General features: G+C 38.7%; 24 protein-coding genes. 4 read left to right on the forward strand and 20 right to left on the reverse strand.

Annotated elements, in window-relative coordinates; all coding sequences use genetic code 11:
- Positions 1 to 1926 (forward strand): LTA synthase family protein, encoded by a 1926-nt coding sequence (locus tag EMIN_RS05455; protein ID WP_012415236.1) that lies wholly within the window; start codon positions 1 to 3, stop codon positions 1924 to 1926.
- Positions 1927 to 1940: 14 nt separating this feature from the next.
- Positions 1941 to 3386 (forward strand): FGGY family carbohydrate kinase, encoded by a 1446-nt coding sequence (locus tag EMIN_RS05460; protein ID WP_012415237.1) that lies wholly within the window; start codon positions 1941 to 1943, stop codon positions 3384 to 3386.
- Positions 3387 to 3527: 141 nt separating this feature from the next.
- On the opposite strand, the gene EMIN_RS08325 is transcribed toward EMIN_RS05460, so the two are convergent.
- Positions 3528 to 4556 carry an ankyrin repeat domain-containing protein gene (locus EMIN_RS08325; RefSeq protein ID WP_012415238.1) on the reverse strand — a complete coding sequence of 343 codons (1029 nt, stop codon included), beginning with the start codon at positions 4554 to 4556 and terminating at the stop codon, positions 3528 to 3530.
- Positions 4557 to 4964: 408 nt separating this feature from the next.
- On the opposite strand from EMIN_RS08325, the gene EMIN_RS05470 reads away from it, so the two are divergent.
- A complete protein-coding gene (locus EMIN_RS05470; protein WP_012415239.1) occupies positions 4965 to 5135 on the forward strand; it encodes an indolepyruvate ferredoxin oxidoreductase subunit alpha in 171 nt (56 codons plus the stop codon).
- 105 nt (positions 5136 to 5240) lie between these two features.
- A complete protein-coding gene (locus EMIN_RS05475; RefSeq protein ID WP_012415240.1) occupies positions 5241 to 7193 on the forward strand; it encodes a FeoB small GTPase domain-containing protein in 1953 nt (650 codons plus the stop codon).
- Positions 7194 to 7255: 62 nt separating this feature from the next.
- Here EMIN_RS05475 and EMIN_RS05480 read toward each other — a convergent pair whose 3' ends face one another.
- The 19 genes from EMIN_RS05480 to EMIN_RS05570 all read right to left on the reverse strand — a co-directional run bounded on the left by EMIN_RS05480 (position 7256) and on the right by EMIN_RS05570 (position 24766).
- Entirely contained in the window at positions 7256 to 7537 is a 282-nt protein-coding gene (locus EMIN_RS05480) for a hypothetical protein (protein ID WP_012415241.1), read from the reverse strand.
- An 88-nt stretch (positions 7538 to 7625) separates the two neighbouring features.
- Complete coding sequence (locus EMIN_RS08330) at positions 7626 to 8099, reverse strand: D-Ala-D-Ala carboxypeptidase family metallohydrolase (RefSeq protein WP_012415242.1); 474 nt, start codon at positions 8097 to 8099, stop codon at positions 7626 to 7628.
- Positions 8096 to 8350: a hypothetical protein gene (locus EMIN_RS05490; protein WP_012415243.1), complete on the reverse strand. Its 255-nt coding sequence runs from the start codon at positions 8348 to 8350 to the stop codon at positions 8096 to 8098. Before EMIN_RS05490 ends, EMIN_RS08330 begins: the two co-directional genes overlap by 4 nt.
- The gene (locus EMIN_RS05495; protein WP_012415244.1) at positions 8347 to 10719 is read right to left on the reverse strand and encodes a hypothetical protein; all 2373 of its coding nucleotides are present in this window, start codon (positions 10717 to 10719) and stop codon (positions 8347 to 8349) included. Before EMIN_RS05495 ends, EMIN_RS05490 begins: the two co-directional genes overlap by 4 nt.
- A gap of 1 nt (position 10720) precedes the next feature.
- A complete protein-coding gene (locus EMIN_RS05500; protein ID WP_012415245.1) occupies positions 10721 to 11374 on the reverse strand; it encodes a hypothetical protein in 654 nt (217 codons plus the stop codon).
- Positions 11371 to 12069 carry a hypothetical protein gene (locus EMIN_RS05505; RefSeq protein WP_012415246.1) on the reverse strand — a complete coding sequence of 233 codons (699 nt, stop codon included), beginning with the start codon at positions 12067 to 12069 and terminating at the stop codon, positions 11371 to 11373. The genes EMIN_RS05500 and EMIN_RS05505 overlap by 4 nt, the downstream gene beginning before the upstream one ends.
- Positions 12062 to 12325: a hypothetical protein gene (locus EMIN_RS05510; protein ID WP_041691271.1), complete on the reverse strand. Its 264-nt coding sequence runs from the start codon at positions 12323 to 12325 to the stop codon at positions 12062 to 12064. The genes EMIN_RS05505 and EMIN_RS05510 overlap by 8 nt, the downstream gene beginning before the upstream one ends.
- On the reverse strand, positions 12283 to 12645 hold the full coding sequence (locus EMIN_RS05515) for a hypothetical protein (protein ID WP_012415247.1): 363 nt from the start codon (positions 12643 to 12645) through the stop codon (positions 12283 to 12285). Before EMIN_RS05515 ends, EMIN_RS05510 begins: the two co-directional genes overlap by 43 nt.
- A 5-nt stretch (positions 12646 to 12650) precedes the next feature.
- The gene (locus EMIN_RS05520; protein ID WP_012415248.1) at positions 12651 to 13157 is read right to left on the reverse strand and encodes a hypothetical protein; all 507 of its coding nucleotides are present in this window, start codon (positions 13155 to 13157) and stop codon (positions 12651 to 12653) included.
- 5 nt (positions 13158 to 13162) lie between these two features.
- Complete coding sequence (locus EMIN_RS05525; protein ID WP_012415249.1) at positions 13163 to 13558, reverse strand: hypothetical protein; 396 nt, start codon at positions 13556 to 13558, stop codon at positions 13163 to 13165.
- Positions 13559 to 13703: 145 nt separating this feature from the next.
- Complete coding sequence (locus EMIN_RS05530; RefSeq protein ID WP_012415251.1) at positions 13704 to 14030, reverse strand: phage head completion protein; 327 nt, start codon at positions 14028 to 14030, stop codon at positions 13704 to 13706.
- The gene (locus EMIN_RS05535) at positions 14027 to 14575 is read right to left on the reverse strand and encodes a phage head-tail connector protein (protein ID WP_012415252.1); all 549 of its coding nucleotides are present in this window, start codon (positions 14573 to 14575) and stop codon (positions 14027 to 14029) included. The genes EMIN_RS05530 and EMIN_RS05535 overlap by 4 nt, the downstream gene beginning before the upstream one ends.
- Before the next feature lie 52 nt (positions 14576 to 14627).
- Complete coding sequence (locus EMIN_RS05540) at positions 14628 to 15830, reverse strand: phage major capsid protein (protein WP_012415253.1); 1203 nt, start codon at positions 15828 to 15830, stop codon at positions 14628 to 14630.
- Positions 15831 to 15994: 164 nt separating this feature from the next.
- Complete coding sequence (locus tag EMIN_RS05545) at positions 15995 to 17833, reverse strand: O-antigen ligase family protein (RefSeq protein ID WP_012415254.1); 1839 nt, start codon at positions 17831 to 17833, stop codon at positions 15995 to 15997.
- Positions 17826 to 20039, reverse strand: coding sequence for an O-antigen ligase family protein (locus EMIN_RS05550; RefSeq protein WP_012415255.1), 2214 nt, complete (start codon positions 20037 to 20039; stop codon positions 17826 to 17828). Before EMIN_RS05550 ends, EMIN_RS05545 begins: the two co-directional genes overlap by 8 nt.
- Positions 20036 to 20455 carry a hypothetical protein gene (locus EMIN_RS05555; RefSeq protein WP_012415256.1) on the reverse strand — a complete coding sequence of 140 codons (420 nt, stop codon included), beginning with the start codon at positions 20453 to 20455 and terminating at the stop codon, positions 20036 to 20038. The genes EMIN_RS05550 and EMIN_RS05555 overlap by 4 nt, the downstream gene beginning before the upstream one ends.
- Positions 20452 to 21513 (reverse strand): D-alanine--D-alanine ligase family protein, encoded by a 1062-nt coding sequence (locus tag EMIN_RS05560; RefSeq protein ID WP_012415257.1) that lies wholly within the window; start codon positions 21511 to 21513, stop codon positions 20452 to 20454. The genes EMIN_RS05555 and EMIN_RS05560 overlap by 4 nt, the downstream gene beginning before the upstream one ends.
- An 81-nt stretch (positions 21514 to 21594) precedes the next feature.
- Positions 21595 to 23472 (reverse strand): hypothetical protein, encoded by a 1878-nt coding sequence (locus EMIN_RS05565; protein WP_012415258.1) that lies wholly within the window; start codon positions 23470 to 23472, stop codon positions 21595 to 21597.
- Positions 23473 to 23533: 61 nt separating this feature from the next.
- A complete protein-coding gene (locus EMIN_RS05570) occupies positions 23534 to 24766 on the reverse strand; it encodes a bifunctional folylpolyglutamate synthase/dihydrofolate synthase (protein WP_012415259.1) in 1233 nt (410 codons plus the stop codon).

The raw sequence follows: 24766 nt of genomic DNA on the forward strand, positions 1-24766 counted from the left end.
ATGCAAAAAACACCGTCAAAAATTAAAATCTCCCTAATTATAACGGCGGGATTTGCGATTGTTTTTACTTTGGCGAGGCTGGCTCTTTTGCTTATTTATCCAGACTATTTTAAAGAACTTACCAAAACTGAAATTTTGTTTTCTTTTTTAAACGGGCTGCGCTTTGATTTCGGCATAATAGCTTTATTCGCGGGGCCGCTTTTACTGCTTTTTAACCTGCCCGTAAAATCAAAGATTTTTTTAAAAACAGTTTTATTCTTACTCGCTTTTGTTTTTATCGTTGTTACAGGCCTTTTAGCGGCTGATATTATTTATTTCGGCTACTCTTTTAAGCATATTACCGAAGAAATTCTTATTTTAGGCAATGACGCCGGGTTTATATTCCAATATGTTTTTAGCAAAAAATTACTTTTGCTTGCAATAATTGTTTTCGCCGCCGCTTTAATTGCGGCGGTAAACAAAATGGCAGATATATATTCCCGTGCGGAAACGCAAAATATTTTTAAATCCGCCTTAACCTCCGCAGTAATAATAATTTTAATTATCTTCGGAATACGCGGCAGGATTTTGGTAACTAATGAAAGCGGCACAAAATTCGCCCGTAAAGCCATAGGCATTGCGGACGTTTATTTATACGCCGCAAATTCCGCCGCCGCTAATCTTACTTTAAACGGGGTATTTACCTCTTTCCACACCACAAGAAAGGGTAAGGTTGAACTTGTAAATAACTTTCCTTTAAACGAAGCTTTGGAAAACGCGCAAAACATTCTGTTTGAGCCGAAAGACATTCTTGTAAATAAAGATTTCCCTTTAATGCGCATAAGTCCCAAAAAAACAAACGCAGGCGAATATAATTTTTTTGTAGTCCTTTTGGAAGGCTGGAGCCCTTTTTATATTGATTCTTTGCAAGGCAAAAATTACGGCGTTACGCCTAATTTTGACAATATCGTAAAAAACGGCGTTAATATGACAAACGCTTACTCCGCCGGGGCAAGAAGCATATTCGGCTTTGGGGCGGCTTTCGCTGGCGTGCCTATGCTGCCAAGCCTTCCCGTTTTCGGTTACGGGCTGGAACTTTCTGATATCACCGCAATAGGCCGCCCTTTTAACGAGCGGGGATATTACACAATTTTCGCACAGGCCTCGCACAGAGATTCTTACAGGATGTGCGCTTTAGCCTCAGGCCTTTTGGATATGCAAGACAGTTTCGGCAGGGAAGATATTCCCGTTTTGCTTCCTTATAGGGAAAATGCTTCCTTCGGCTATGATTACGATATGCTTATGTTTACGGCTGATAAAGTGAAAAAACATGATAAATTTTTAGCCCTTACTTTTACCGCAATAACGCATGATCCTTTTACCGTCACCTTGGAAGAGTTTGAAAAATACCCCAGGGGTAGTTGGGAAAATGAATATCTTAACTCCTTATACTACGCTGATTTCGCCATAGGCGAGCTTATTAAAAAAGCTAAAGAAGACGGCTGGTTTGACAATACTGTTTTTATTTTTTTATCCGACCACGGGCAAGGACAAAAAGGCCGTGACACAATTAAAACAAGAATGCAAATACCTTTTGTTATTTACGCTCCTAAAATATTAAAACCGCAAACAATTAATTACACCGTTTCCCAGCTTGATTTGCTGCCCACTATATATAATCTCGCGGGTATTGAAAGCCCTTATACGGCTTTAGGTAAAGATATTTTCGGTTCGGACAAAGGGCGCGTTGCCTTTTTTGCCGAAGGTATTGATATCGGGCTTATGACTGATAAAGGCGCACTTAAACATAGCGGCTTAGGTATTTTAGGCGCGCAGTTTACCGAGCCTGATTTTGACGTAAAAAAAGCGGAAAGAGACCTTCTTTCCCTTGAAAAAGCGGGAACGTCTTTATTAAAAACCAACAAGTGGTATTTAAGCAAGCCTTAATATATAATGTAATTATGAACACAGAAAAAAATTATCTTGTGCTGGACCAGGGGTCCAGCGGGTCGCGCGTTTTTATTGTAAACGCCGAGGGCAAAACACTCCATAAAAAATACCGGGAGCTTACCCCAAAACACTTAGGCCTTAACTTGGCCGAATACGACGGGGAGGAGCTTTTGCTCCAGCAATTTAACCTGCTTGAGGAAATAATGCAGCAAAATCCCGGCGGTAAAATAAAATCAATGGCGGTTTCCAGCCAGCGCTCGACAATAGTTTTGTGGGATAAAAATACTGGCAAAACCTTATGCCCCGTTTTAACCTGGCAAGACGGCCGCGGAGCCGAATACGCAAATAAAGTAAAAATGAGCCAGGAAGAAATTCACGCAAAAACGGGTTTATATAAAACGCCGTTTTATTCGGCTTCTAAAATAACATGGTGTTTAAATAACTATCCCCAGGCCAAAAAGGCGGCTGAGGAAGGCGCCCTTTTAATAGCGCCTGTGGCCACTTTTGTAATATGGCATCTGACTGGTAAAAAAGTTTTTGCGGTTGACCCTACTTTAGCGCAAAGAACGCTGCTTTTTAACATTAACACTTTTACCTGGGATGACGACCTTATTGCCGCTTTTAATATACCCAAAAATGCTTTGCCCGAAATAAAAAATACCGTTGATAATTACGGCAGTTATAAAGGAATACCGATAAAAGTATGCGTGGGGGACCAGCAGTCCGCCGCCATAGGCATAGGATCTGAAAAAGAAGGCGACGCTATTATAAACTACGGCACAGGCGCTTTTTTACTTGTTAACACGGATAAAAATTTAAAAAGTATACCGGGCCTTTTAACTTCTGTAGGGCCGTCCACAAAAACTAACCCGAAAAATTTTATGCTTGAAGGCCCCGTTAACGCGGCAAGCGCCATTTTCCAATGGCTTAACAGCGTAGGCATAAATTTTGATTTAAATGATATAGACGATATTTACCAAAGAAGCAAAAACCCCGTTTATTTCCTGCCAGCTTTCGGCGGAATAGGCGCGCCTTACTGGGATTTTGAAACGCCTACCGTAATGGCCGGGTTTACAACGGCAAGCAAAAAGGAAGATATTATAGCAGGCGGCGTTAACAGCCTTGTTTTTATGCTTGCCGACATCGCTTTTTACATTCAAAAAGCCAATGTAAAAATTGATAATGTTAAAGTATCGGGCGGGTTTGCAAAAAACCATTCTCTTTTGCAATTCCAGGCTGATATTTTAAACACAAAGCTCACCCAAACCTGCGAAAACGAAACCACCGCCATGGGCGCCGTATGTCTTATGGCTAAAGAAGACGGAGTTGACGTGTCTTCTTGGGAAATTTTTAACGCCCACAGGGTAATTAACCCTCAAATTACTGCGCTTGAAGCCATGGATTTATACCAAAAATGGCACCGTTTTTTTGACTGGTGCAGAAGTTTTAAAAAATAAAAATTCTGATATACAAACGCATTACAAATAGTGCGTGAAATTATTAATAAGATAAAATAAAAACCCCCGCTAAGTTTTAAAATTTAACTTCAGTTAAAATTTAAAGCGCGTCTTTAAAAGACTTTGCGGGGGTAAAAATTATTAGTTTTTCTTCTTTTCTAAAATTATGGGCTGCACTTTTTCAATAATCAAACCTTCGTCCATCTCGGCGTCGGGCCTTTCATATTGCTTCATATCCTCCGTGCTGCCGGATATTCTGAGATTATTTTCAAAAGAAATATCCTCTGCTTTTTTAAAAGTTGTTTCCGTACCTATATATTTGGTTTTAGAGGCGTCCGCCTTAACCGCGCTTACGTCGGATTTAGCTTCTTTAGCGGCCTTTTTAGCTTCCGCTTTAGCGGCTTTTTCAGCTTCTTTTTCTTTCTGCTTTATGGCTTTTTGCACCTGTGAACTTCCAGCGTAGCTTTCAGCTAAAAAATCAGCGGTAACATCTCTTCCCGCTGGAGCCTGTAAGTCAGCGTTGGCATTTATTAAAGCGGCGGCGGAACCATCGTTGCCTGTTCTAAGCGCTATAACTAAAGGAGTTTCACCGCTTTTATCTTTTTGCTCAATTTTGGCGCCCGCTTTTAAAAGAATGTTTACCGTCTTTTTATTGCCCCCGGCGGCGGCGTGGGCAAGAGGCGTTTTAAGCAAAACGTCCTGCCTGTGCACGCTTGCGCCTTTATTTATTAAATAAGAAACAACCTGGTGGTGCCCGCCGGCGGCGGCAACCATTAAAGGCGTTATGCCATATTGAGCCGGACTATCAATTTCCGCGCCCGCTTCCACAAGCAGTTGTATTATTTCCAAATTGCCTGTTTCAGCCGCTTTTATCAAAGGGGTAAAGCCTTCGTCATTTTTTTCATTAGGGTCAACCCTGGCGCGTAAAAGCGTTTTTACGCTGTCAACGTTTTGCGCTCTTACGGAACGGATTAAAGAAGTGTCATAAACGTATCTGCCTTTTACGCCATCCCTTTCACCCAATAGATAACCGGGATAGGTTTTATAAGGATCTTCCGTCATCTGTTTAGCGTCTTTAGCAGTATACTGCATTTGATTAGATTGGCTTTCCGCCTGGGCATAAGAAAATACTGCTAAAGGTAAAATTAACAAAAAATATATTTTTTTCATATTTATTCTCCCAACCTGAATATGCCGTCATGAATATTATACTATTAAATATATAAATTTATGATTAAACTGTGTAAAATGACTTTTATATAATATAAAATAATTATGCAAATATAATTAATTTCAGTATAGTATTTGTTTTGATAGTTATGTATTATGTTTATTGGTATAGATTTATGTACTATTTTACCCATGGACCCTTCGTTATTTTACCCCCCGAAGGGATCTTACAAAGGGCTAGAACTTTCCCCCTCTAGCCCTTTATTTTTTTGCCTTAAAAACACCTGCTTAAATGGGATGCCTTTTTGTTCATCAAACCTAACTTTTTTAGACGAGCCGTAAAAATAATATTTGGTATTTTTAAATGTTATAATTTGTATATATATTACTAAATGGAGGATTTACATCATGGCACATAAAATTGACGGTGCTGTTTGTATTAACTGCGGAGCTTGTGAAGGCACCTGTCCCGTAAGCGCGATTTCCGAACAGGACGGCAAAAGAGTAATTGACCCAGCCGTTTGCATTGATTGCGGCGCCTGCGTATCAAGCTGCCCCGTAAGCTGCATCTCAGCGTAACAACATTTTAGCCGCTCTTATTTACAAGATAGCGGCTTTTATGGTAGACTAAAGTTAGGCATAACTTACAATTTTAAATCAGATTAAAAAAACAGGGCCTTTAAAATGCAAGCAAATTCAGAAGAAAATATAATATCCCTTACCGAAATAAGACCGGATACAAACGTTACAGTCCATGAAATAACCTCTCAAGATCCCAAGCTTATAAAAAAATTCTCCTCCTTAGGAATTATCAAAGGCGCGCATATGGTTTTAAAAAAATCCAAAAGCCCTATGGTGCTTGAAGTAGCGGGCACAAAAGTAGCTTTGGGCCGCTCAATGGCGGAAAAGGTGCGTGTGAAATTTGACGTAAAAAAACTTGTGCTTGTGGGCAATCCCAACGTGGGCAAAAGCGTTATTTTTACCCGTCTTACAGGGATTAAGGCGGTGTCCTCCAATTTCCCGGGCACAACTATAGCGTTAAAACACAGCACCACCGGTATCGGCAGTGAGAAAGTTACGGTTTTTGACGTACCCGGCATTTATAATTTGGAAGCCTGTAGCAAGGCCGATAAAGAAGCCTGTGAAATTGTTTTAAAAAAAGATTACGATGTTATGGTATGCGTGCTTGACGCACACCATTTTGAACGCTCTTTATACTTTGCGCTCGAAGCGCTGGCTTTAGGCAAACCTACTTTATTTTTAATTAACAAATATAAATCAGCAAAAGCAAAAGGTATTACAATTGACCCCAGAATGGTAAGCAAAATCCTTAAAACGCCTACTGTTGTTGTTGAAGGCTTAAGCGGCGAAGGATTTAAAACAGCCGCCCACGCTATAACAAAATTGCTTAAAAACCTTACCGTCTTTGAAACGCCAAAGATACCCGCCACAGACGAAGGGAAGTGGAAACTTATAGGCGAAATTGTTACAAAAGCACAAACTTTAAAACATAAACATCCTTCAATGTTGGAAATGTTTGCAGAATGGTGCACCCGCCCGTTAACGGGCCTTCCGATAGCGGCGGTAATATTAACAATATGTTTTTTTATAATACGCTTCGCGGGGGAAACCGCCATAGACACGCTAACCCCTTTATATGAAAACTATTATCTGCCGTTTATAACATCCCTCTTTGCGGATAAAGGAATGCTTACCGTTATTTTGGTAGGCGGCGGGTCGGAAAATTCTTTCGGCATATTAACGGACGCTCTGCAAATAGCTTTAATTGACGTTATGTCTTACGTTATCGCGTTTTACGCTATTTTGGAATTTTTGGCTGATTTGGGCTATTTACCCAGGCTTTCCGTTCTGCTTGACTCAATGCTTCATAAAGTGGGTATTCACGGTTACGGGGCAATACCTATAATAATGGGACTTGGATGTAAAGTTCCTGCGGTTATGGGCATAAGAATTTTGGAAAGCAAAAGAGAAAAGTTTATAGCCTTAGTTTTACTATTAATGCTTGCGCCCTGCATTTCCCAAAGCGCAATGATTATAACCATTCTTTCCCCCCACGGCTTAAAATATGTCGCTATGGTTTTTGGTATTTTACTTATTACGGGTTTAGCCTCGGGCGCGTTTTTAAATAAAATAATGAAAGGCAACCCGCCTGATATGTTTATGGAAATTCCTGCCTGGCAAATGCCTAAAATAAAGGACTGGCTGATAAAAGTATGGTACAGAATAAAAGAATATTTATTTGACGCCGTGCCTTTAATCATTTTCGGTATCTTTTTAATTAATATAGCGGAAATGACAGGCGTTTTGGACTGGCTTGCGAAAGTAACACAGGCCCCTATGCAGGCTTTGTTTGGTTTACCGGGTGAAACTTCTTCCGTAATGCTGCTTGGATTTTTAAGGAAAGACGTTTCTATTGCTCTTCTTTCGCCGTTTAACCTTACGGCGGCGCAACTTGTTACGGCCTGCGTGTTTATGACAATGTATGTGCCCTGCACTGCCACCGTTTTTGTTATGTTAAAAGAAGCGGGTATTAAGCAATCAGTAGTTATAATAGCTTTTACGCTTGCGATATCCACGGCTGTTGCTTCTGCGGTGCATTTTCTGTTTTTAATTTAATTTTTAATAATATAATAAGAAAACCCCGGGTTAACGCCCGGGGTTTTTTGTTCACATTAGTACTAACTTCTTTTAACCGAAGGCAGCGCCGCGCGTATACCAAATACCGCTAACGCTTCCGCAAAGCGGATAAAGGCTTCGTTAGAAGCTATGTTTTTAATAAAATCAACAAGCCCGGTTACGCCGTTAATTCCTGTTAACTGCTCAACAAACATTAAAAGCGCTTCTAACATAATTATCGCCGCTGCGATATAAGTTTTTTTACCCGATAAAAAGTTTTGTAAACCGGAAAAAAGGTTTTTTAACTTACTCGGAACAAAAAAATTAAGTATTTTTTTAATCATTTTTTCTCCTTCTTGGGGACTTTATATCCCGTCTTATAAATATCAAAAGAAAAGGATATTTTACTTCCCAAAATCTGTTTTAAAAGTCTTATAAGCATTGTTTCTTGCCAAAATCTTTAACCGCGCCGTCTTCTATAATAAAGCTTTCAAGAGACCTTGTTTTTGTTCTATACGGATAACCTAAACTTATATGTATCCAAGACGAGGCCCCAAATTTTTCCCATATAAGCTGGCCGTAAAAAAGGTTTGAATTTCTAAGACGCAAAAAAATTTCCTCATTAGAAACTTCTTCTAAAATAAAATCGGCCGCTTCGCCTTTTATATGCTGGCTGTTAGGCGCGCCGCCCAAAACTTTGTTTAAATCTGCGCATCTGAAAGCCGAGGTAATAAGCGGTTTTTTAGCGTACATATCATACACCCGTTCTAATATGTCTGCGCAAAGATTGTATAGCGCGTCTTTATATATAGCGGCTTCTATAATGTTAGATTCGGCAAAATTTTTATTATCGGTTTTCGCCAGTTCATAAAAAGAAAAGTTTTTACTTAATTCAAAATCGTTCACTTTTTACCCCCCATAAGTATTTGTTTAATATCGCGTATATCTTCCGAAGAAGCGGATATCTTGGAATTCAAAACCAAATAATTTTGCTCAACTGCATTTAAACGTTGTTCAATATTTTCAAGCTTTTTAGGCGTTGTGATAGTTGATGCCAGCCAAAGAGAAAAGGATATAAACGCCGCTATAATAAAAATAATTGTTTTAGGTATTTCCATATACAATTTAGGCTGTTCTATAATTTCTTCACGCGTCATAAAACCTCCACGGCGTCAATACGCATTTGCCAGTTTTCAAGGTCAAACTCAACCCCTTCTATGCGCATAAAAACACCGTTTAATGATTTATCCTGCTTGTTTGTTATAAGAGGCTCGGCGTAAGTTATTTTAAGGATATCGCCCAAATCCAATTGCGGAAGGAATTTGATTATAATAACAGCACGTTTTTTTCTTTTACTCAAATAATCGTAAACTATTGCTGATATAGTGGCCGCCATGTCAACGCTGTCCGGCGGCAGTAAAGAAGCTGAAGCTAAACTAAGCTCACGCCTTCCGTTAATATCAATTGAATCGGGAAACCCTTCCCCCATTGTTTGCGGAGAGGCTGTCGCTTTATAGCCGCCAAAATCAGCGCTTATAACGTTATAAACGTAATCTACGCCGGAATTAATATTTTCCACCCGCACAATATCTTTAGAAGTTACTTCAATATAATTATTTTTATCTTCATTTCTTGCGCGGAATAAAAATTTACTTTCCCGGTCAAAACCTATTTCAAAGGTGCTTAATTTGGAAAGTTCTTTCATAACATCAAGCGCGCTCATACCGCTTGTATTTACCATTCCTATATTGGCTTTACTGCTTCTCCATCCGAGCGACCAGGAATGCAAATAAGGTTTTAAAGAGGCGTTGTTAACGGTTAGCTTTGCCAGCCATCTTAATTGCGCGTAACGGGCCTGGCCGGAAGGAATTTCTCCGTCAGAAATAGCTATCCATCCGCTCCATTCTCCGTGTTCGGTTTCTTTAAATCGTATCTCACAGGCAGCTTCTACCCCGGAAGATACCGTTTGTGAAAGTTCAAATTTATCCCAAGAGCGGAAATTGCCGCCCAAATCAATTTCCCCCGATGTATAACTGCCTTGCGGGCTGTAATCACAATACCAGTCCGGCGTAAAAGAAGCGTATTTAATATTGGAAATATTATTGCCTCCCGCCTGTGAATAAAAAACCGCTATTTGATAATTAGATACTTTATAAGTATTATCCGAACACAAAATGCCGTGATCAGTCCAAAATGAAACATTTATCGTTTTAGTAGGGCGGCTAAATATTCGAAAGCTGCCGTCTTCATACCTTACAATCCTTATAAAGACGTCGCTTACCCTAAAAGCGTAATAATGTTCCTTACTTCCCAACAAGGCTAAAACGCCGTTATTTACCCGGTATATCCTTAAAATTAAAAACCCGTTTATACGCCTTTCAAAAGACAAAGCGTAACCGCTGGAACTTTGCCTTAATCCGTTATCGCTTATAAAATGGTAAAAACATCTTTCACCGTCCCAATCGGGAGATGCGGAAAATTGCCACGTTCCGCAGGCTTTGTCCTGCCGGCTTCTTGCCGATACACACGCGTCGCTTAAAGAGCCGTTTATCATCACCCCGTTTACCGTTAAATTCCAGGAAACACTTGAGGTGGTTTCCATAACTTCCCATTCAAAATCAACATCAAAAGGAAATTCGGATGATAATGTAACGCTTGTCTTGTTATATTCAGTACCTTCGTATTTGCCTTTAAAAGGAAGTCCCGCGCCTTCTGAAAATTTATTAATAACATTTGACCCGAAGGAAACCTCCTGTATATCTCTTTTATCTAGCATGGCGGCGTCAGCTATTTGTTTTATTATCCAGTTCATTTCTTTATCTTCATACCAATGGGAATATGAAAGCCAAATTTTTTCGTTTTCCTTTAGCGGATTTTTTAAACTAATTACAGCCGGCGTTTTATATATATTTAAATCAGAAACCTCGTAATCATATGGGGAAAGAAGATTCGCGCTGTCATTAAAACAAAAACCGCGCCTTATTTCGTTTATCTTGGAAACGGAAGTTAATTGTGTGCATACGGAAGTTTCATTTAAAATAACAGCTTCCTCATTTAATGAGGTTAATTTTATTTCGCCGGCATCAATTTCCTGTAACTCGGCAAGACGTCCGGAAAGAGTAAAGTTTACGGTTTTTTCCTCAGGGTAATAAACGGGCGAATTTAATATGTATCCTTCAAAAACAGGAACCGTTTCCGCGCCGCCCCGGCATACCGCGCCGGCGTAAATAATAATTTTACTCTTGTGTATTATAGAATCTTCCTCAAAAAAAGAACCTCCTTCCCTAAACTCATTATTTTTATTTGAAAGCGTTATAACCGTATTCGGAGTATTCCACACGGCGTAATCCTCATTGTCTAATTTCCATTTAATTGAGGATATTTCAACAATCTTTTCCGATATATCTTGCACCGGATTAAAGCCGCCGCCGGGGTCCTTCTTACGGGGGAATAAAAAAGCCTTCTTTATATATTTGGGATTAGAAAGTTCTAAAGCGTTTTTTAAGTTTTCGGATATTTTTTGCATATTAACGCTCCGTCAGGTTTAGTTCCAAATCAAAAAGACCTGTTTTAATATTAAACTTTTCAGAAGGGGGTTTTATAAGGGCTAATTCATAAACCGCGCTTTCATCTAACCCCGGGTTAAGTTCAAAAATTAAAAAAGAATATTTATCAAAAGCTTTTAATAAGTTTTCTTTTAGTTTAAAACCGCAATTGCTTATTACAAGGGTTCCCCCCGCTTTTTGATATTCTTTCCAAAGCATTAAAGAGCCGTTGTTTAAATAAAAATGCCCTTGCTTACTGTAATCGGCCCTTGTAAAAGAAACTGAGGTATTGCCTAAATTAAAAAGTTTTTTTACCAGCTTAAAACCGCTGGCTCTAATAGGATCATCAGCCATTAAAGTAATATTTAAAGAAACGGCGCTTGTCTCATTAAAATTAATAAACATATTGGGCGCTATTATTTCCCTGTTTAAAAATATTTCCACCCCGTTTTTTAAAACAACGGTTTTAATATTAGTTTCTTTAAAAAACAAAGCGTCAAAAGTTTCTTCTTTTTCAAAATTTACACTAAATTCTTTAAATAATTCTTCAAACTCAAAACCGTTGTAAATATCGGGCGCATTTAACTTTGTAAACAAACCGGGGGTATAGATATTAATGGAGGAGTATTTAGTCATAAAGAAACCTCAGTGCTTTTCTGTTTGCCGATTTTATAGTTAATTTTGGCGTATTCCACCGCCCAGGAAGCCCCCCGCCTTGCCGCGGAGGAAACTTCTTCTGCCAGTGTTCTTGCATCAAGCCCGCCCAAGCCGCCGTTTACGGTTACGGGCGTGTTAACCGTAATATTAACACCGCCGCCGTTTATGCCCCCGCCGCTATTTGGAACTGAATATTGTTTTATTGAAGAAACCACATCCTTAGGCAAAACATATTCCCCTTCATGCAAAAGATACGGGCCTGTTTTGCCTATAGGGCCGCCGCTGCTTCTGGACCCCAGCATCCCCCCTATTCCGCCGCCAAATAAGTTCATAACGCCGCTTAAAGCGGATTTTGCTATCATCTGCGTTATCATGCTTGTAAAAGACTGGGTAATGGAAGCGAAAGTTTTTTTTGTAAGATCTTCTAAATTTAAAAAACTTTTAGAGGATTTATCAAAAAATTTTTGCATATGCGAGTTTGACCCTGCCGCCGCGCCGCTTATAAAGTTTTCCATTGCTTTAGAATAAGCGTTTGTTTTAACGCTAAGCTCTTCAAAAGAACATCCTATTTCGCGTGTGGTTTTGCCGGCTCTTGTTTCGGCCTCTTCAAAACCTTTGGGGTTAAAAACCGCTCCAAGTTCTATAAAAAATTTACCTGCTTCTGTTTCACTCATATTTAATTCCGATATTTTCTAAATTTTCTTCTGTTTCTTCCGTAGTTTCCACAGAGGGTAAAAACACCTCCGCGAAAACGCCGGCCAAAGCTTTTCTTTGCCTGGCCGCGGCCCGGCAGGCCCATACAAGCCAGCTTACGGAATGATTAAGAATATATTCGGTTGTATACCCGAATACGGACGCTACAAGCCCTACGGCGTTCGAAACCGCGTCTAAATTTTCAACTTTTCGAACGCAGATTTGAAATTTGCGCAAATCTCCTCAAAATTATTTACTTCCGTAATCGTTTTGATAAGAAGGGAAAGCTCTTGCATGGTAATACTTTCGGCTATGGGGCAATTTTCATCTAAAGCGAAATTGCTTAAAATATTTATAATTCTGCCCGCATCTTTTTCCGACGAGGCTTTAATAATTTTTAAAATAAAATTACCGTTTTTATCCTTGGAAACCTCATTAAAAACCCCGCCTATCAAACTGCCTAAACATATTGTTTGCTTAAGGGTAAAAGGCTTAATTTCAATATCTTGGCCTAAAATATTTATTTTTATTTTTTTTCTGTCAATAAATATGTGCATTTTGATTAACCTTCGGTTACAGTTCCAAAACGTTGGTTGGAGGGCTTTTCCGTATCAGCCAAAACGTTAAACTCTATATCGGCAACAGTTTCACCGTCTCTTTTATAAACCTGTGTTGTTTTGCCGTTTATTTTACATTTCCAAAATGTATATTTCCTGTTTTTACCCTTCGGGCCTTTAACATTTATATAAACCGTGTAATACCCGCCGTCTGCGGTAGTAAGGTTAAGCCCTGCCGAGCCTTCATATTCAAGCCCCATGGCTGCGGCTAAATTTGTTAAAGTGGCCTCAGCCATAGTTGTTTTTATTTTTAAAGATTCCGAGGTTACCACCTGGTCAACGGCCGCAAGGTATTGGTCTACCATAATATCCTGAAGGGAAGTATCGTGCTCAATAGTTACGCCGCCTTTAATTAAACCCAAGTTTCTTGAATTTTCTTCCCCGATTCCATAAGGCGCTACTTGAATGGTATTTTCCCCCTGAACGCCAACTACTATATTTGTAAGTGCCATAAAGTTTACTCCTGTTTATTTTTATATTTGAATATAAAGCTTAATGTACGGACATTTCTGTTAAGGTCGTCCGTATAGTCAGAACAAGCCGTTCTGGCCGAATAGAAAAGAAAACAATTTTCTAATTCCAAATTAGATCTTTCCTCGAAAAGCCCGTACAGCGTTTGAGATATATCTAAAATGTTTTCAAAAAGAAGAGATGTTATTGTAAAAGATATAGTTTCTTCTTTTAAAATTTCCTCCCTTTTAATGCCGCTGTTATTTCTGTAAACTATAAACGGCGCCAAAGACATTATTTTTGCCGTGTTAGGATATATTTTGCTGTCTTCTCTTGAGGCTGACAGCAGCGAAGATAATTTTTCGTTTGAAATAAGATATCCGTACAAATCCTTTGTCAGCATTTTCCCTCCTTTAAAAATTTTATCAGGGCTTGTTTTATACTTTCAGAATCCTTAAAATCCGTATAAATATTAAAAGTTTTAAGTTTTTCTTTAAAAACCTTAAAAAGATCTTTAAAATCCTTGGAATTAAGATTAATTTTAAACATTATTCCTTTACCTCCAGATAGAGGCATAAATACTCGTGCCCGCCGCCCATATTTAGTTGTCCGGTTATATGATATATTTTGCCTTCTATAATTATTCTTGAGGTTTTTTCCTCTATATTTAGAAACTCGAGATATAAAACATGGGTTGAATGTTTATATTGTGAAAAGCCCGTGATCTTTTCCGCCGAACTTCTTGTTCTAAGGCGGCATTTTATGCCTTTATAAAAAGGCTGCCACGCTCGTTTCACTTCCCCCGTGGTTAGAGATTGCTCCTGCAAAGAAATCTCTATATCGCATACTTTATTTAATAATGAAGTAAAACTCATAACCCTAATTTCCTATAATTTTCAAGCAAATCTAAGGTAATTTCAGGCATTGAATCGTTATATTCACCATAGCTTACGCTGTAATCGCCAAGCGTTTCTGCCTTTATATTACCCTCATTTTTTAAATAGATATGCTTTATCCAATGCCAAAGCGCCAGTTTAATATCTTTGGGAACGTTTTGTATTGTATCCGCTATGCCCGTTTTGTAGTTTATACAAACAGTGCCGAGGAAAGAACCTTCAATCTTTCTGATAATACCGTTAGTTCTATCAACATTAAACATTGAAAGATTTATCTTCTCGGAATTTAAGGTTATCTCAAAAACTTCTTTAAGAGGATAAAAATTAGTTTGCATCGTTTTGGAAGGACGGTCAAAAAAATGAAATTCCGTTTCTATAATCCTTTCAATAACAAAACGGCCTAAATAAACCTCAACAGCCGAGGATAAACTTTCAACTAATATTTGTAAAACCTCATCATGGGTTTCGCCGCCAATGTTTAAATATTTTTTAACTTCCTCTAATCCGGTTAATAATCGCGTCATATATTTTTTCCTATATACCGGTGTTATTTGGTAACACCGGTATAAAATTAATTTATTTGAATTTAAGGCAGCTAAAGGCGCTTCCGAATGTAACGTCTATTGAAAGTGCCTGAGTAAAACGCAGCCAGGTTTGGTCTAACATAAATGCGGAGTCGGCCGTTTCGGAAGCCGCGTTCCATGAAGAGGCGTCCTGTGAAACTTTTACCGCCATTTCCTGTCTGGGTGAGATAAGAAGGTGTTTATTAAAACGTCCGAAAAGAGCTATCGTTTTATCACCGTCGACATCATTAGGTATTTTAGAGCTTACGACATAAGGAGTGTTCCAAATTGTAGCCGGAGCGCCGCCCGCGGGGGGCTGCCACAAATAATTGCCGTTAGAGTCTTTTAATTTTAAAAGTTTGCTAAGACCGGTGCGGGAAAGGACCAAAACACTGCCTGCGGCGTTAGCATCGTTTAGTTGAAAAATTAAGTTAGCAATATCATCAAAAGAAACGTTTTGCCCGCCCATTGTTACATTTTGTAATCCTGCCGTGTTATAAACGCCGTTAAAAGGATCGCCGGCGGCCGTGTCGCCAACTAAGGAAACTCTTTCAACTTCCAATGCCATGGCTTCAGCCACAAGCTCGGATAAGAACTGCGTTAAATTAATGGCGCTGTCTCTTATAAGCTCGTCCGTGCATTTGATAACTGTTGCCATTACTTTTGCTACCTGTTCAATTTGCCCAAACGCGGGGTTATTAATGCCCCTTACACCGTTCTCGGCAACCCAGCCTACGCTTAAATTAGAAATCTGCTTAGGTATTTGCCTTTTCCAAGAGCCCATGGGCACAACGTTGGCAATTTGCATAATGGGTGAAATATCGGCCATTATACGGGCAACATGGTTTGAAAATTCCGTGGGAACAAGATATCCGCCGCCGCCAGCGCCTGATTCGGCTAAAACTGATTTGCTGTCCGCGAAAGAAGCGTGCCTGTCTTTAGCCGCTAAAAGAAAGTTTTTCATGTTGCCAAACTTTCTGCCGTAATCGCTTGTCCAAGGTTTTTCAGGCGCGTGTTTTGAGGATTTTGAAAATTCGGCAAAACGTTCCAGAACATCGTCCGCCGAGGTAGGAAGTAAAGCCTTTCTTTGTTCGGGGTGAACTTTTTTTACTAAATCAGAAACTATGTTTTCAGCCTTTTCTTTAGTAATGCATGAATCGATTTTAGTTTCTAAAGTTTTTCTTAATTCTTTTATGGATTGCATTATTTCGTCCATTAAAATTCTCCGTTATTAAGAAGTATGGACAAAAAAGCGGCACGCCTCTTTACTTCGAGCGTACCGTTTATAAAATTATTTAAAAAAATAAGATTCATCCAAACCTCTAAGGGGTATTCCCTTATGATTTTGACGACTCTCCGAACAAAAGTATACCACAGGTTTTATGCTTTGTCAAATATTTGTTTATTTTTTATTTCGGCAAGAACGGCTTTTATAATTTCTTTATTTTCACTTTCTTCAGAAGTGTTTTTCAATATTTTTTCAAGCGTTAAAAATATTTTTTTAGAATCCGCGTTTACGGTTTTTTTATCACGCTGCAAGATGTTTAATAAAAGTACATAATAATCGCTTTTTACGGGGTTAAGCTCAATGGCCGCAATGGTATTTTGGTAAGAGTCTTGGTACTTTTCTAAAGAATAGGCCATCAAAGCCGCGTTATAAAAAAGCTCGTCATAAGCTGAGTTTATGACGGAAGCAGCGGCAAAATCCTCAAAAGCGGCTTTATTTTCTTTAAACACGGCGTTTATTTTACCCCGTAAAAGAAGGGCGTTATAATTACCGCCGTAAGCGTTATGGGCGGAAGTAAAATATTCCTTTGCCAAGACGTAATTGTTTTTATTAAAAACCCTTACCGCCTTATGTTCTTTTACGGATGATATAAATATTTTTATGTCAAAAAACAAAGCGGCGGTGAAAATAAATATAAATATACAGCAAATAACCGGGGCCGGTTTGCCTTCCTCCATTTCAGAAGACAGAATGCCTAAGATAAAGAAAAATAAAAAAGCGGGCATTGTTATAAAAAGCGTAATGTTAAGCATATTATCAGCAAACATCGCCGCCAAAGACACAAGCAAAGCAAAAACCATATCTCTATTTTTAGTTTTTTTAGTAAAGTAACTAACACTTCTTTTACCAAAGATAACAACAAAAAATATAAAAGTTGCAAGGCCTAAAACGCCGCTTTCGGCAAGCAGTTGAAAAATAAAATTGTGCGCCGCATTACCCTGCACTTTAAATACATATAAATCAGGCTTTTGGGCAAGGAGTTCCCCCTGCTTTACGGCGTAAAAAAGCTGAAAGTTGCCCCACCCCGCCCCGGCCGCGGGGTTTGAGGTAAAAATTTTAAAAGCGCCCTTCCAAAGCATTATACGCTGGTCATAGCTTTGAACCATGGGCCTTTCGGTTTTTAAAATATCTTTAACTTCATTTATTTTGGAAAATTTATTTTGCGCCGGGAAAGCAGTCAAAATAACAACCAAAATAAGCGCAAAAATACCAAGTTGTTTTTTATTTTGTTTTATATAGCTTCTGAAAGGCGCGTAAACCAGAAATAAAACCATACCGCCGGCTAAAGCGAGTAAAGAGGACCTTGCCCCGCATAATATAATAAACAAAGCGTAAACAAGCAAAACAACGCCGTAAAAAGCTTTTTTATTATTTTCTAAAAACAAATACAAAGCGGGGAAAAACAGTACAACTAAAAAAGAAGATAAAAAGTTTGGGTTTCCGAATGTGCTTATAACCCCGGCGCGGATATTACCCGGCCATATTACCTCCCCCCCTGCTTTTTGCGCTAACCCGTAAAACGCGGCTATAAACCCGGTTATAAGAAGAGTGTTAATAACAGTTTTTAATTTTAAGTTCGAGCCGTTTTCTTTTATACTCTTGCCCGCCACGTAGGATGCCGCCCATACAAACAAAATAAAACCGTTTGAAAGAATAGAGTATTTTATTGTCTCATAATAATTTTTAGCCAAAAGCAAGGAAATAAACCACGTTAAAAACAATACGGCTATAAAAAAGAAAAACGCTTTATCTTGCTTATTTACAAGAAAGTCTTTAGCGTTAATTATAAAAATCCCCGTTAAAGAAAACATCAAAACATTTGTTTGTATTTGAAACGGATTTTGGGTTAAATCCGTAAAGAAAAACAAAGGGGCGATAACAAAAGCGCCCGCGTAAAAAACAAAATTTAATATTTGTTTTACTTTATTCATAACGGCCCGCCTGCCTTAAAATATTTTGCCTCATTTGGGCCGCTTTGGCGTTATTTTTATTTATTTTTAAATATTCATCATTCTTTACCATTGACGGGCCGCGGGTATATTTATCAACCCATTCCAAAGCGCCCTGCGGATTGCCCTGCATAAGAGCTATATTAGACATATAAAAATAAGTGTCGGGGTTAACAGGGTCTATTAAAAGGGAATATTCAAATTTTTCTTTAGCCAGGTCAAAATATTTTGACGCTTCCTCATATACACTTTTATCTTTTTTGTTTATAAAGTAATCATCATATAAATCATAGCCTTTTTTATAATATAATTCCCCCCATTGGTGGTGAAGCTGCGCATGGTTGGGAGCCGCTTTATAAACAAGGTTAAACATATAAAGAGCGCGCTCAAAATCATCCTGGTAAAGGGCTGTTTTATCTTCGAGACCCGGCTCTTGCGTTTTATATTTATTCCAACGGTTAATGGCTATGTTAGCTATAAATTGTCGAACGGAAGGATTAAAAGGGTTGGTGTTAAAGGATTTAATATAGTATTTAATAGACGTGCTCCAATTATTTAGCCCGGCGTAATAATTGCCCAAATTAGTGTAATAATCAGCCCTTACGAAACGTTCGGCCGCAAAAAAGAAAGGCAGTGTTATAAGTATAAAAAGGCAAGGTAAAACACTTTGCCTGATTTTTAAAATCCTGTAATATAAATATAAAAGCGCCCCACATAAAGTAGTCACACCCGCCCAGGCAAGTATTTTAAGTAATAAGCGCCCTGTATTGAGCATGCTTTCCCTGCCTATTACTTCAGAAAAGATATATACCAAAAAGCACAAAGCAACTGCTGAAATAAGCCAAACCGCCGCCCCTGCCACAGTCAGCCATTTACCCTTACCCGCCAACTCTTTAGGGCGGACAACCGTTTCATAGCCGCTTAACACAAGTATCAGGCCTATAAAAACCCAAAACAAAAACCCCGTGGATACAAAACGCATGCTTACGTCAAAAATACTGTGTATTAAAATCGCCGCGGCGGCCGAAACAAAAGCAAGCAAATAATACGCCGGCGGCCCTTGGGATTTAGGGTCAAGGCGCAATTCCTTAAATTTTTTAAAAGCTAAATAAAAAACAAAATATAAAAGCCATAAAAAAAGAGTAAGCCCTATTATTCCGTTGTCTGTAAGAACTTCCAAAAATTCATTTTCGGCGTGCTGGGTTTCATTATTATGTATTTTCTCAATATAAAATATTTCGGCCCGGCGGTACGTCGGATACACTGTCGCAAAGCTGCCGGTACCATAGCCCGTAAAAGCTTTATCCGCAGACATTTGAACTATGCCGCGCCATGTAATTGCCCTAAAATCCACGGACTGCATTCTTTTAGAAGCGAACACAACAACCAAAATTACCGACGCCAGCGCCAACACAACCCCAACAACCCATATAAACTTTGAATGCTTTTTAATAAAATTTGACGGGAAATATTTTACATATAAAAACACGAAAAAAACCAAAGTCACGCCAAAACTGAGCCACGCGCCCTTGGACTCCGTAAAATATAAGTTAACAAGCCCCGCAGCAAACAAAAGTAAATATTTTTTTTCAAACTTTCTAAGATAAAGCGCCAAGACTATAAAATTCATAAAAATAACAAAATCGGCAAACATGTTGGGGTTGCCTAAGGCGGAAAATATTCTTTTGCCAAAAAAATCCGCCCAAGGCATAATATCTAGGCCTGTTATCTGTAAAAATCCGTAAGCAAAGCAAATTACCGCGGAAGCCGTTAAAAATTTTACTACCGTGCCAACTTCTTTTAAACTAAATGATGTGGCTATAAAAAAAGGAATAAAAATATAAAGAAATTGCTTCAAAAAATCTTCTAAAGAACTTATTTTATAGGGATTAATAATAAAAGAGATAAACAGCCATAAAGCAAAGAAAATAAAAGGTAAAAAACTTAAAAAAAGCTGCTTGTTAAAAGGTTTTTCAGATAAAGATTTAAAACTTGCCCATACGCTAAACATAACGGCCAAAGCGCAAAAAAATAAAGATATTTTAACAGCGGCAATGTCATAAGTTCTTACATAAACGCTTAGCGAAATAAAAAAAACAGCCCAGCCGATAACATGCCCGCACGCCTTTTGCAAAAAAGCGGCGCCTGTGTTTTGCGGCACTACTGTTGTTTTATTTTTTTTCTTCATTTTTTCTTAAAGGAATAATAAATAACCAACGTTTTAAATATTTCCAAACTAAGAAGTATAGATACCATCAAATATTGCAAGAAATAAATTTTGCTAAACGTCATATAAGGGAAAGAAACAGCAATTCTAAAAAACGGTTTTATAACGGGAAGAAATGTAAAGTCCTCATACAAAAATACGGCAAAAAAACATTGCAGCGCGGAAAAAAAGGCCGCGCGCCAGTCCCTGTACATAATAAAAATAACCTGGCTGGCGAAAATTACCGCAAAGCCTCCGTAAATACGAAAACCGTATTCAACTTCCGAACCGGAGGTTATAAATAAATAAGCATTTTTTAAAAACCCCCATAAACAAAAAATAACTATTATTTGTAAGTAAATGTTAAGAAATTTAAATCTTTTTAATATTTTTTTCATTCTTTATCCGTTTTAAGGGTTTTTATTTGTTCACGGCGTTTTAGCGCCAAATTTATTAATGTATCTAAAACATCTTCATACTTTTTTCCCGCCGCGCGCCATAACTGCGGAAATAAACTTGCATTAGACATACCGGGCAAAGTATTTATTTCGGAAAAGTAAATTTGCCCGTCCTTGCCCAATAAAAAATCTACCCTGGCAAAACCGCAGGCTTTAAAAACTTTAAATATCATGCGGGAATATTTTTGCATAAGTTTGTCCTCTTCTTCAGACACCGAGGCCGGCACCTTAACCGTACATCCGTTGGGGTCAATATATTTTGAGTGGTAGTCAAAAAATTCATGCCCGTTGGGAATAAGTTCCCCGCAAGACGAGGATTCGGTATTGTTGCCCTCGCCGCAAACGGCGCAAAATATTTCTTTGGGGGATTGCACGCCTTTTTCAATCAAAATATCATTATCAAATTTTAACGCGAACTCTATGGCCTTTTCCAAAAAGGCCTCTTCCTTAACTTTTGTAATGCCTATGGAAGAGCCTAAATTAACCGGTTTTACAAAAACAGGATAGCCGAGTTTGGCTGTTTTGGCCTTAAAATCTTTGGTAACGCTGTCCCCTTTTTTAAAAGTTATATAAGGCAAAGTGGGAACGCCCGCATAAGCGGCTAAAACTTTGCTTACTTCTTTATCCATACCTATGGCCGAAGCCATAACGCCGCAGCCTACGTAAGGCGTTTCCATAAGTTCAAATAAACCTTGTATGCAGCCGTCTTCCCCTTTAGTACCGTGCAAAACAGGGAAAAGAACGTCCGCGCTTATTGTGCCGCCGTCTGCGGTTTGAAACATACAGTCGTTTGAAAATACAGGCGTTACATTTATGTCGGAAGGCTGGGCGGGGCCGCACTTTTCCTGTGCAAACCAAAGCCCCTCTTTACTTATAAATATATTTATAACATTATATTTTTTGGAAAGAATGCCGCACACATCCGCGGCGGAATGGACGGAAACCTCATGCTCAACGCTTTTGCCTCCGTATACGACAGCTATTGTTAACTTACCCATAAACTTCCTCTAAAAAGAAAGCCTGACGGAAAGGGTTCTGCTACCCGGACATCAGGCTTTTTAAATTAAAATAAAACAGAATTAGTCGTCCTTAAGTAGCGACCATTTGATACGGCCGAAAAAGGTTTGCGTATCTTCCAAAAAATCCTTTTCCCCGCCTTCACCCAAAGCGGCGGCTTTAGCGCGGCTGGGATTACTGCGGGCGGCCGGGTCGGGATATTGCAAAGTTTGGGGAGAATCCTTTTTAACGGGTGCCGATATTTTCATAGCGCCTTCCTGTACCGGCGCTGAAGGAGGATGGACTTCTTTTTTAGGTTTATCTTTTAAATTTTTATTTTCGCCGTCTAAAACCTCTATTTTCTTTTTAAGGTTTTCGATAACGCTGTCGTTTTCTTTTATTTTAGCCATTAGGGCTTTAAAGTTTTCGTCAGCTTTTTTTTTATCCTCAGTCTGAACAGCGGGCTGCACAGGCAAACTTTGTATTTTGGAAGAAATAATTTCCTTTTCTTTTTTAGCTTCCAGCAAACGTGTGTTTAGAAGGGCAATTTCAGTATTAGCCTTTTGGCTTATTTCCCTTATTCTTTGAGCGGCGCGGCGGGCGACCTCATATTCACGCTCTTTAACAAGCCTTTCGGCTTCTTCTTTGGCGGCTTTGGCGGCCTCTTCCTTAGCGGCTTTGACTTTATTTTCCGTTTCGGCGTAAGCGGCTGAAATTTTTGATTTGACAGCCTCTTCGGTTTCTTTAATTTTATTTTGGGCTGCCGTGTAAGCTTCGGTAATTTTAAGTTTAGCGGCTTCTTCCGCCTGCTGTATTTTGCTCAAGGCCTCTGCATCAGAAGCGCTTAAGTTGCGCATAGCCTGTTCGCTTAATTTTGTAATACGTTCGACTTCGGCTTTAAGATTGTTTATTTCAATGTCTTTATCCTCAAGCTGTTTGATAAGAGTCTGCCTTTCCGAGTCAAATTTTTGCAAGCGCATATTTTCCGTTTTTAAATTCTCAATTTCTTCCACTTGTCTCATACATACGGCGGACATTTCCTGCAGCTGCGTTTCAAGCTTGCTTACTTTTTGCTGGTAATGGTTTTTAATTGAGATTATGCGGCCTTCAAAATCAAATGATTTAAAACGTTCTTCCGCCTGGGTAAGCTGGTCGCGCAGGGAAAGAATTTCCTTAGCCTGCTCAGCGGATTTTCTAAGCGCCTCAATTTTTTCGTCCTGTACGCGTTTAAATTCTTTTTCCAAAGCGCTGTTAACCGCTTTAAGGCGGGAAGTTTTTTCTTTTAAAGAGGCAATAAAGCGTTCGTTTTCTTCTTTATCGGCTTTATGTTGGTAAATTTCCTGTTTTTGGGCGGTTATGGTTTGGTTTTGTAAATCTATGTCTTCTTGCTGTTTGTTAATAGTTTCTTCTTTAGCGGCAATAGTTTCTTTATTTTTGGCGGCTTCGGCCGAATATTTGGCAAGTTCCTTTTCAGCTTTAAAAATTTGCTCCTGCCCGAATTTGGACGCCTGGTCTATAGGCGCTCCGTAATAATAACCCTGCCCGTAAATTTCAGTAGGGGACATAAAAACAGGCCTTTGGGGCATTTGCTGTGCGCGGCTTAAACGGTCAACGCTTTCTTTTAAGTTAGCTATGGTAGAAGAGATGTTTGTAAAAAACTCGTCCCTGTTTTTACTTTGTTCGTTTTCTTCTTTAGATTTGGCCAGCTCAGACAAAAGAACGTTTTTCTCTTTTAAGGAAGTTTCAAATTTTTGTTCAAGTTCGGATATTTTTTCCTCTAATTTTTTAAAAGAATGGTCTTTATCTTGGGATTTAGCCTCGCCCTTAGCCGGAGAGGACGGTATATTGAACGTTAAGTTGCCTGCGGCAAAAGCGCGTTCAAGTTCGGAATTTTCTTTTTCAAACTGATCTAAAAATTGGGATATGTCCGACGGAAGGTGATCATTATTTTCTAAATCCATTTTTTTATCCTTTACAGCGATTTACACTATAATACAATTTAACCTAAATAACGCCCCTTTGTCAACGAGAAATATTAAGCTTTTCTTTAACGTAAGCCGTAAGGTAAAAAGATCCGCAAAAAAGGGTGTGCCGTTTAAAATCAAAACACGGCAGCTTTTTTAAAGATAATATTTTTGTTTTAGGGTAAAAAACAGGCTTTGAACAAGCTTTTATATCTTTTGGAGCCGCGGCCCGCACGGAAGGATACGAGGTAAGATTAACCGCGCTGAAATGCGGCGCGAGCATATTTATTATTTTGCCGTATTCTTTATCTTTAGAAGAGGCAAAAACAAGCTCCGCGTTAGGATAAAAAGGCATATTTTTATAAGTTTCTATTAAATTTTTGGCGGCCTCGGCATTATGCCCGCCGTCTAAAATTAGTGTTTTACCTTTTTGTTTAATAATTTCAAAACGGCTTTCAAGCATGCTTTTTTCTATACCCGTTTTTATATGTTTTTCTTTTACTCTTAAAATCCGCGCGGATTTGGCAGCTATAGCGGCGTTTATTGTTTGCGGGTAACCCAAAAGTTTTAAGTTTATCTTTTTACCGTTTTTATAAACCGCGGTCATAGTACCGTTTTTTAAATATTTTATTTCTTTTGCGCCGCGCGTAAAATATAAAGGGGCTTTATTTTTTTTAGCCGTTTCTAAAAGTATTTTTTTTGCAGAACCCTTAATTTCCCCCGCTACGCAAGGAACGCCGGGTTTTATTATACCGGCTTTTTGCGCGGCTATTTTTTGTATGGTGCCGCCCAAAATGTCTTTATGGTCAAAATCTATTGAAGTTACGGCAGTTAAAACGGGGATTAGAACATTGGTAGCGTCCATAAGACCGCCAAGGCCTGTTTCAACAACCGCGTAGTCAACTTTATTTTTGGCAAAATAATAAAAAGCGGCGCAGGTTAAAATTTCAAAATAATTAAGAGGTTCAACCTCCGCCGCTAAAACTTTTTTAATGGCGGCAGCGAAGCTTTTTTTATTTATGTTTTTACCGTTAATTTTTACTCTCTCGCAAGGAGTAATAATATGGGGCGAGGTATATAAACCGGTTTTAAAACCGGCGGCGGATAAAATGTTAGCTGTCATTACAGCCGTGGAACCTTTGCCGTTTGTGCCCGCGATATGAACAGTTTTTATTTTTTTATGAGGGGAACCTAAATTAAAAAGAGCAAAATTAACAGCGTTAAAATTCTGCTCTTTTTTAATTGTGAAATGCCTTTTTAATATTTTTTTGTAGATAGCTTCAAAACTCAT

Origin of the sequence: Elusimicrobium minutum Pei191 (assembly GCF_000020145.1) — a bacterium.
Classification (GTDB): Bacteria; Elusimicrobiota; Elusimicrobia; order Elusimicrobiales; family Elusimicrobiaceae; genus Elusimicrobium; species Elusimicrobium minutum.

Coding starts and splice junctions, on each gene's coding strand:
- EMIN_RS05455 (WP_012415236.1), top strand. CDS start 1: ATGCAAAAAACACCGTCAAAAATTAAAATCTCCCTAATTATAACGGCG.
- EMIN_RS05460 (WP_012415237.1), top strand. CDS start 1,941: ATGAACACAGAAAAAAATTATCTTGTGCTGGACCAGGGGTCCAGCGGG.
- EMIN_RS08325 (WP_012415238.1), bottom strand. CDS start 4,556: ATGAAAAAAATATATTTTTTGTTAATTTTACCTTTAGCAGTATTTTCT.
- EMIN_RS05470 (WP_012415239.1), top strand. CDS start 4,965: ATGGCACATAAAATTGACGGTGCTGTTTGTATTAACTGCGGAGCTTGT.
- EMIN_RS05475 (WP_012415240.1), top strand. CDS start 5,241: ATGCAAGCAAATTCAGAAGAAAATATAATATCCCTTACCGAAATAAGA.
- EMIN_RS05480 (WP_012415241.1), bottom strand. CDS start 7,537: ATGATTAAAAAAATACTTAATTTTTTTGTTCCGAGTAAGTTAAAAAAC.
- EMIN_RS05490 (WP_012415243.1), bottom strand. CDS start 8,350: ATGACGCGTGAAGAAATTATAGAACAGCCTAAATTGTATATGGAAATA.
- EMIN_RS05495 (WP_012415244.1), bottom strand. CDS start 10,719: ATGCAAAAAATATCCGAAAACTTAAAAAACGCTTTAGAACTTTCTAAT.
- EMIN_RS05500 (WP_012415245.1), bottom strand. CDS start 11,374: ATGACTAAATACTCCTCCATTAATATCTATACCCCCGGTTTGTTTACA.
- EMIN_RS05505 (WP_012415246.1), bottom strand. CDS start 12,069: ATGAGTGAAACAGAAGCAGGTAAATTTTTTATAGAACTTGGAGCGGTT.
- EMIN_RS05515 (WP_012415247.1), bottom strand. CDS start 12,645: ATGCACATATTTATTGACAGAAAAAAAATAAAAATAAATATTTTAGGC.
- EMIN_RS05520 (WP_012415248.1), bottom strand. CDS start 13,157: ATGGCACTTACAAATATAGTAGTTGGCGTTCAGGGGGAAAATACCATT.
- EMIN_RS05525 (WP_012415249.1), bottom strand. CDS start 13,558: ATGCTGACAAAGGATTTGTACGGATATCTTATTTCAAACGAAAAATTA.
- EMIN_RS05530 (WP_012415251.1), bottom strand. CDS start 14,030: ATGAGTTTTACTTCATTATTAAATAAAGTATGCGATATAGAGATTTCT.
- EMIN_RS05535 (WP_012415252.1), bottom strand. CDS start 14,575: ATGACGCGATTATTAACCGGATTAGAGGAAGTTAAAAAATATTTAAAC.
- EMIN_RS05540 (WP_012415253.1), bottom strand. CDS start 15,830: ATGGACGAAATAATGCAATCCATAAAAGAATTAAGAAAAACTTTAGAA.
- EMIN_RS05545 (WP_012415254.1), bottom strand. CDS start 17,833: ATGAATAAAGTAAAACAAATATTAAATTTTGTTTTTTACGCGGGCGCT.
- EMIN_RS05550 (WP_012415255.1), bottom strand. CDS start 20,039: ATGAAGAAAAAAAATAAAACAACAGTAGTGCCGCAAAACACAGGCGCC.
- EMIN_RS05555 (WP_012415256.1), bottom strand. CDS start 20,455: ATGAAAAAAATATTAAAAAGATTTAAATTTCTTAACATTTACTTACAA.
- EMIN_RS05560 (WP_012415257.1), bottom strand. CDS start 21,513: ATGGGTAAGTTAACAATAGCTGTCGTATACGGAGGCAAAAGCGTTGAG.
- EMIN_RS05565 (WP_012415258.1), bottom strand. CDS start 23,472: ATGGATTTAGAAAATAATGATCACCTTCCGTCGGACATATCCCAATTT.
- EMIN_RS05570 (WP_012415259.1), bottom strand. CDS start 24,766: ATGAGTTTTGAAGCTATCTACAAAAAAATATTAAAAAGGCATTTCACA.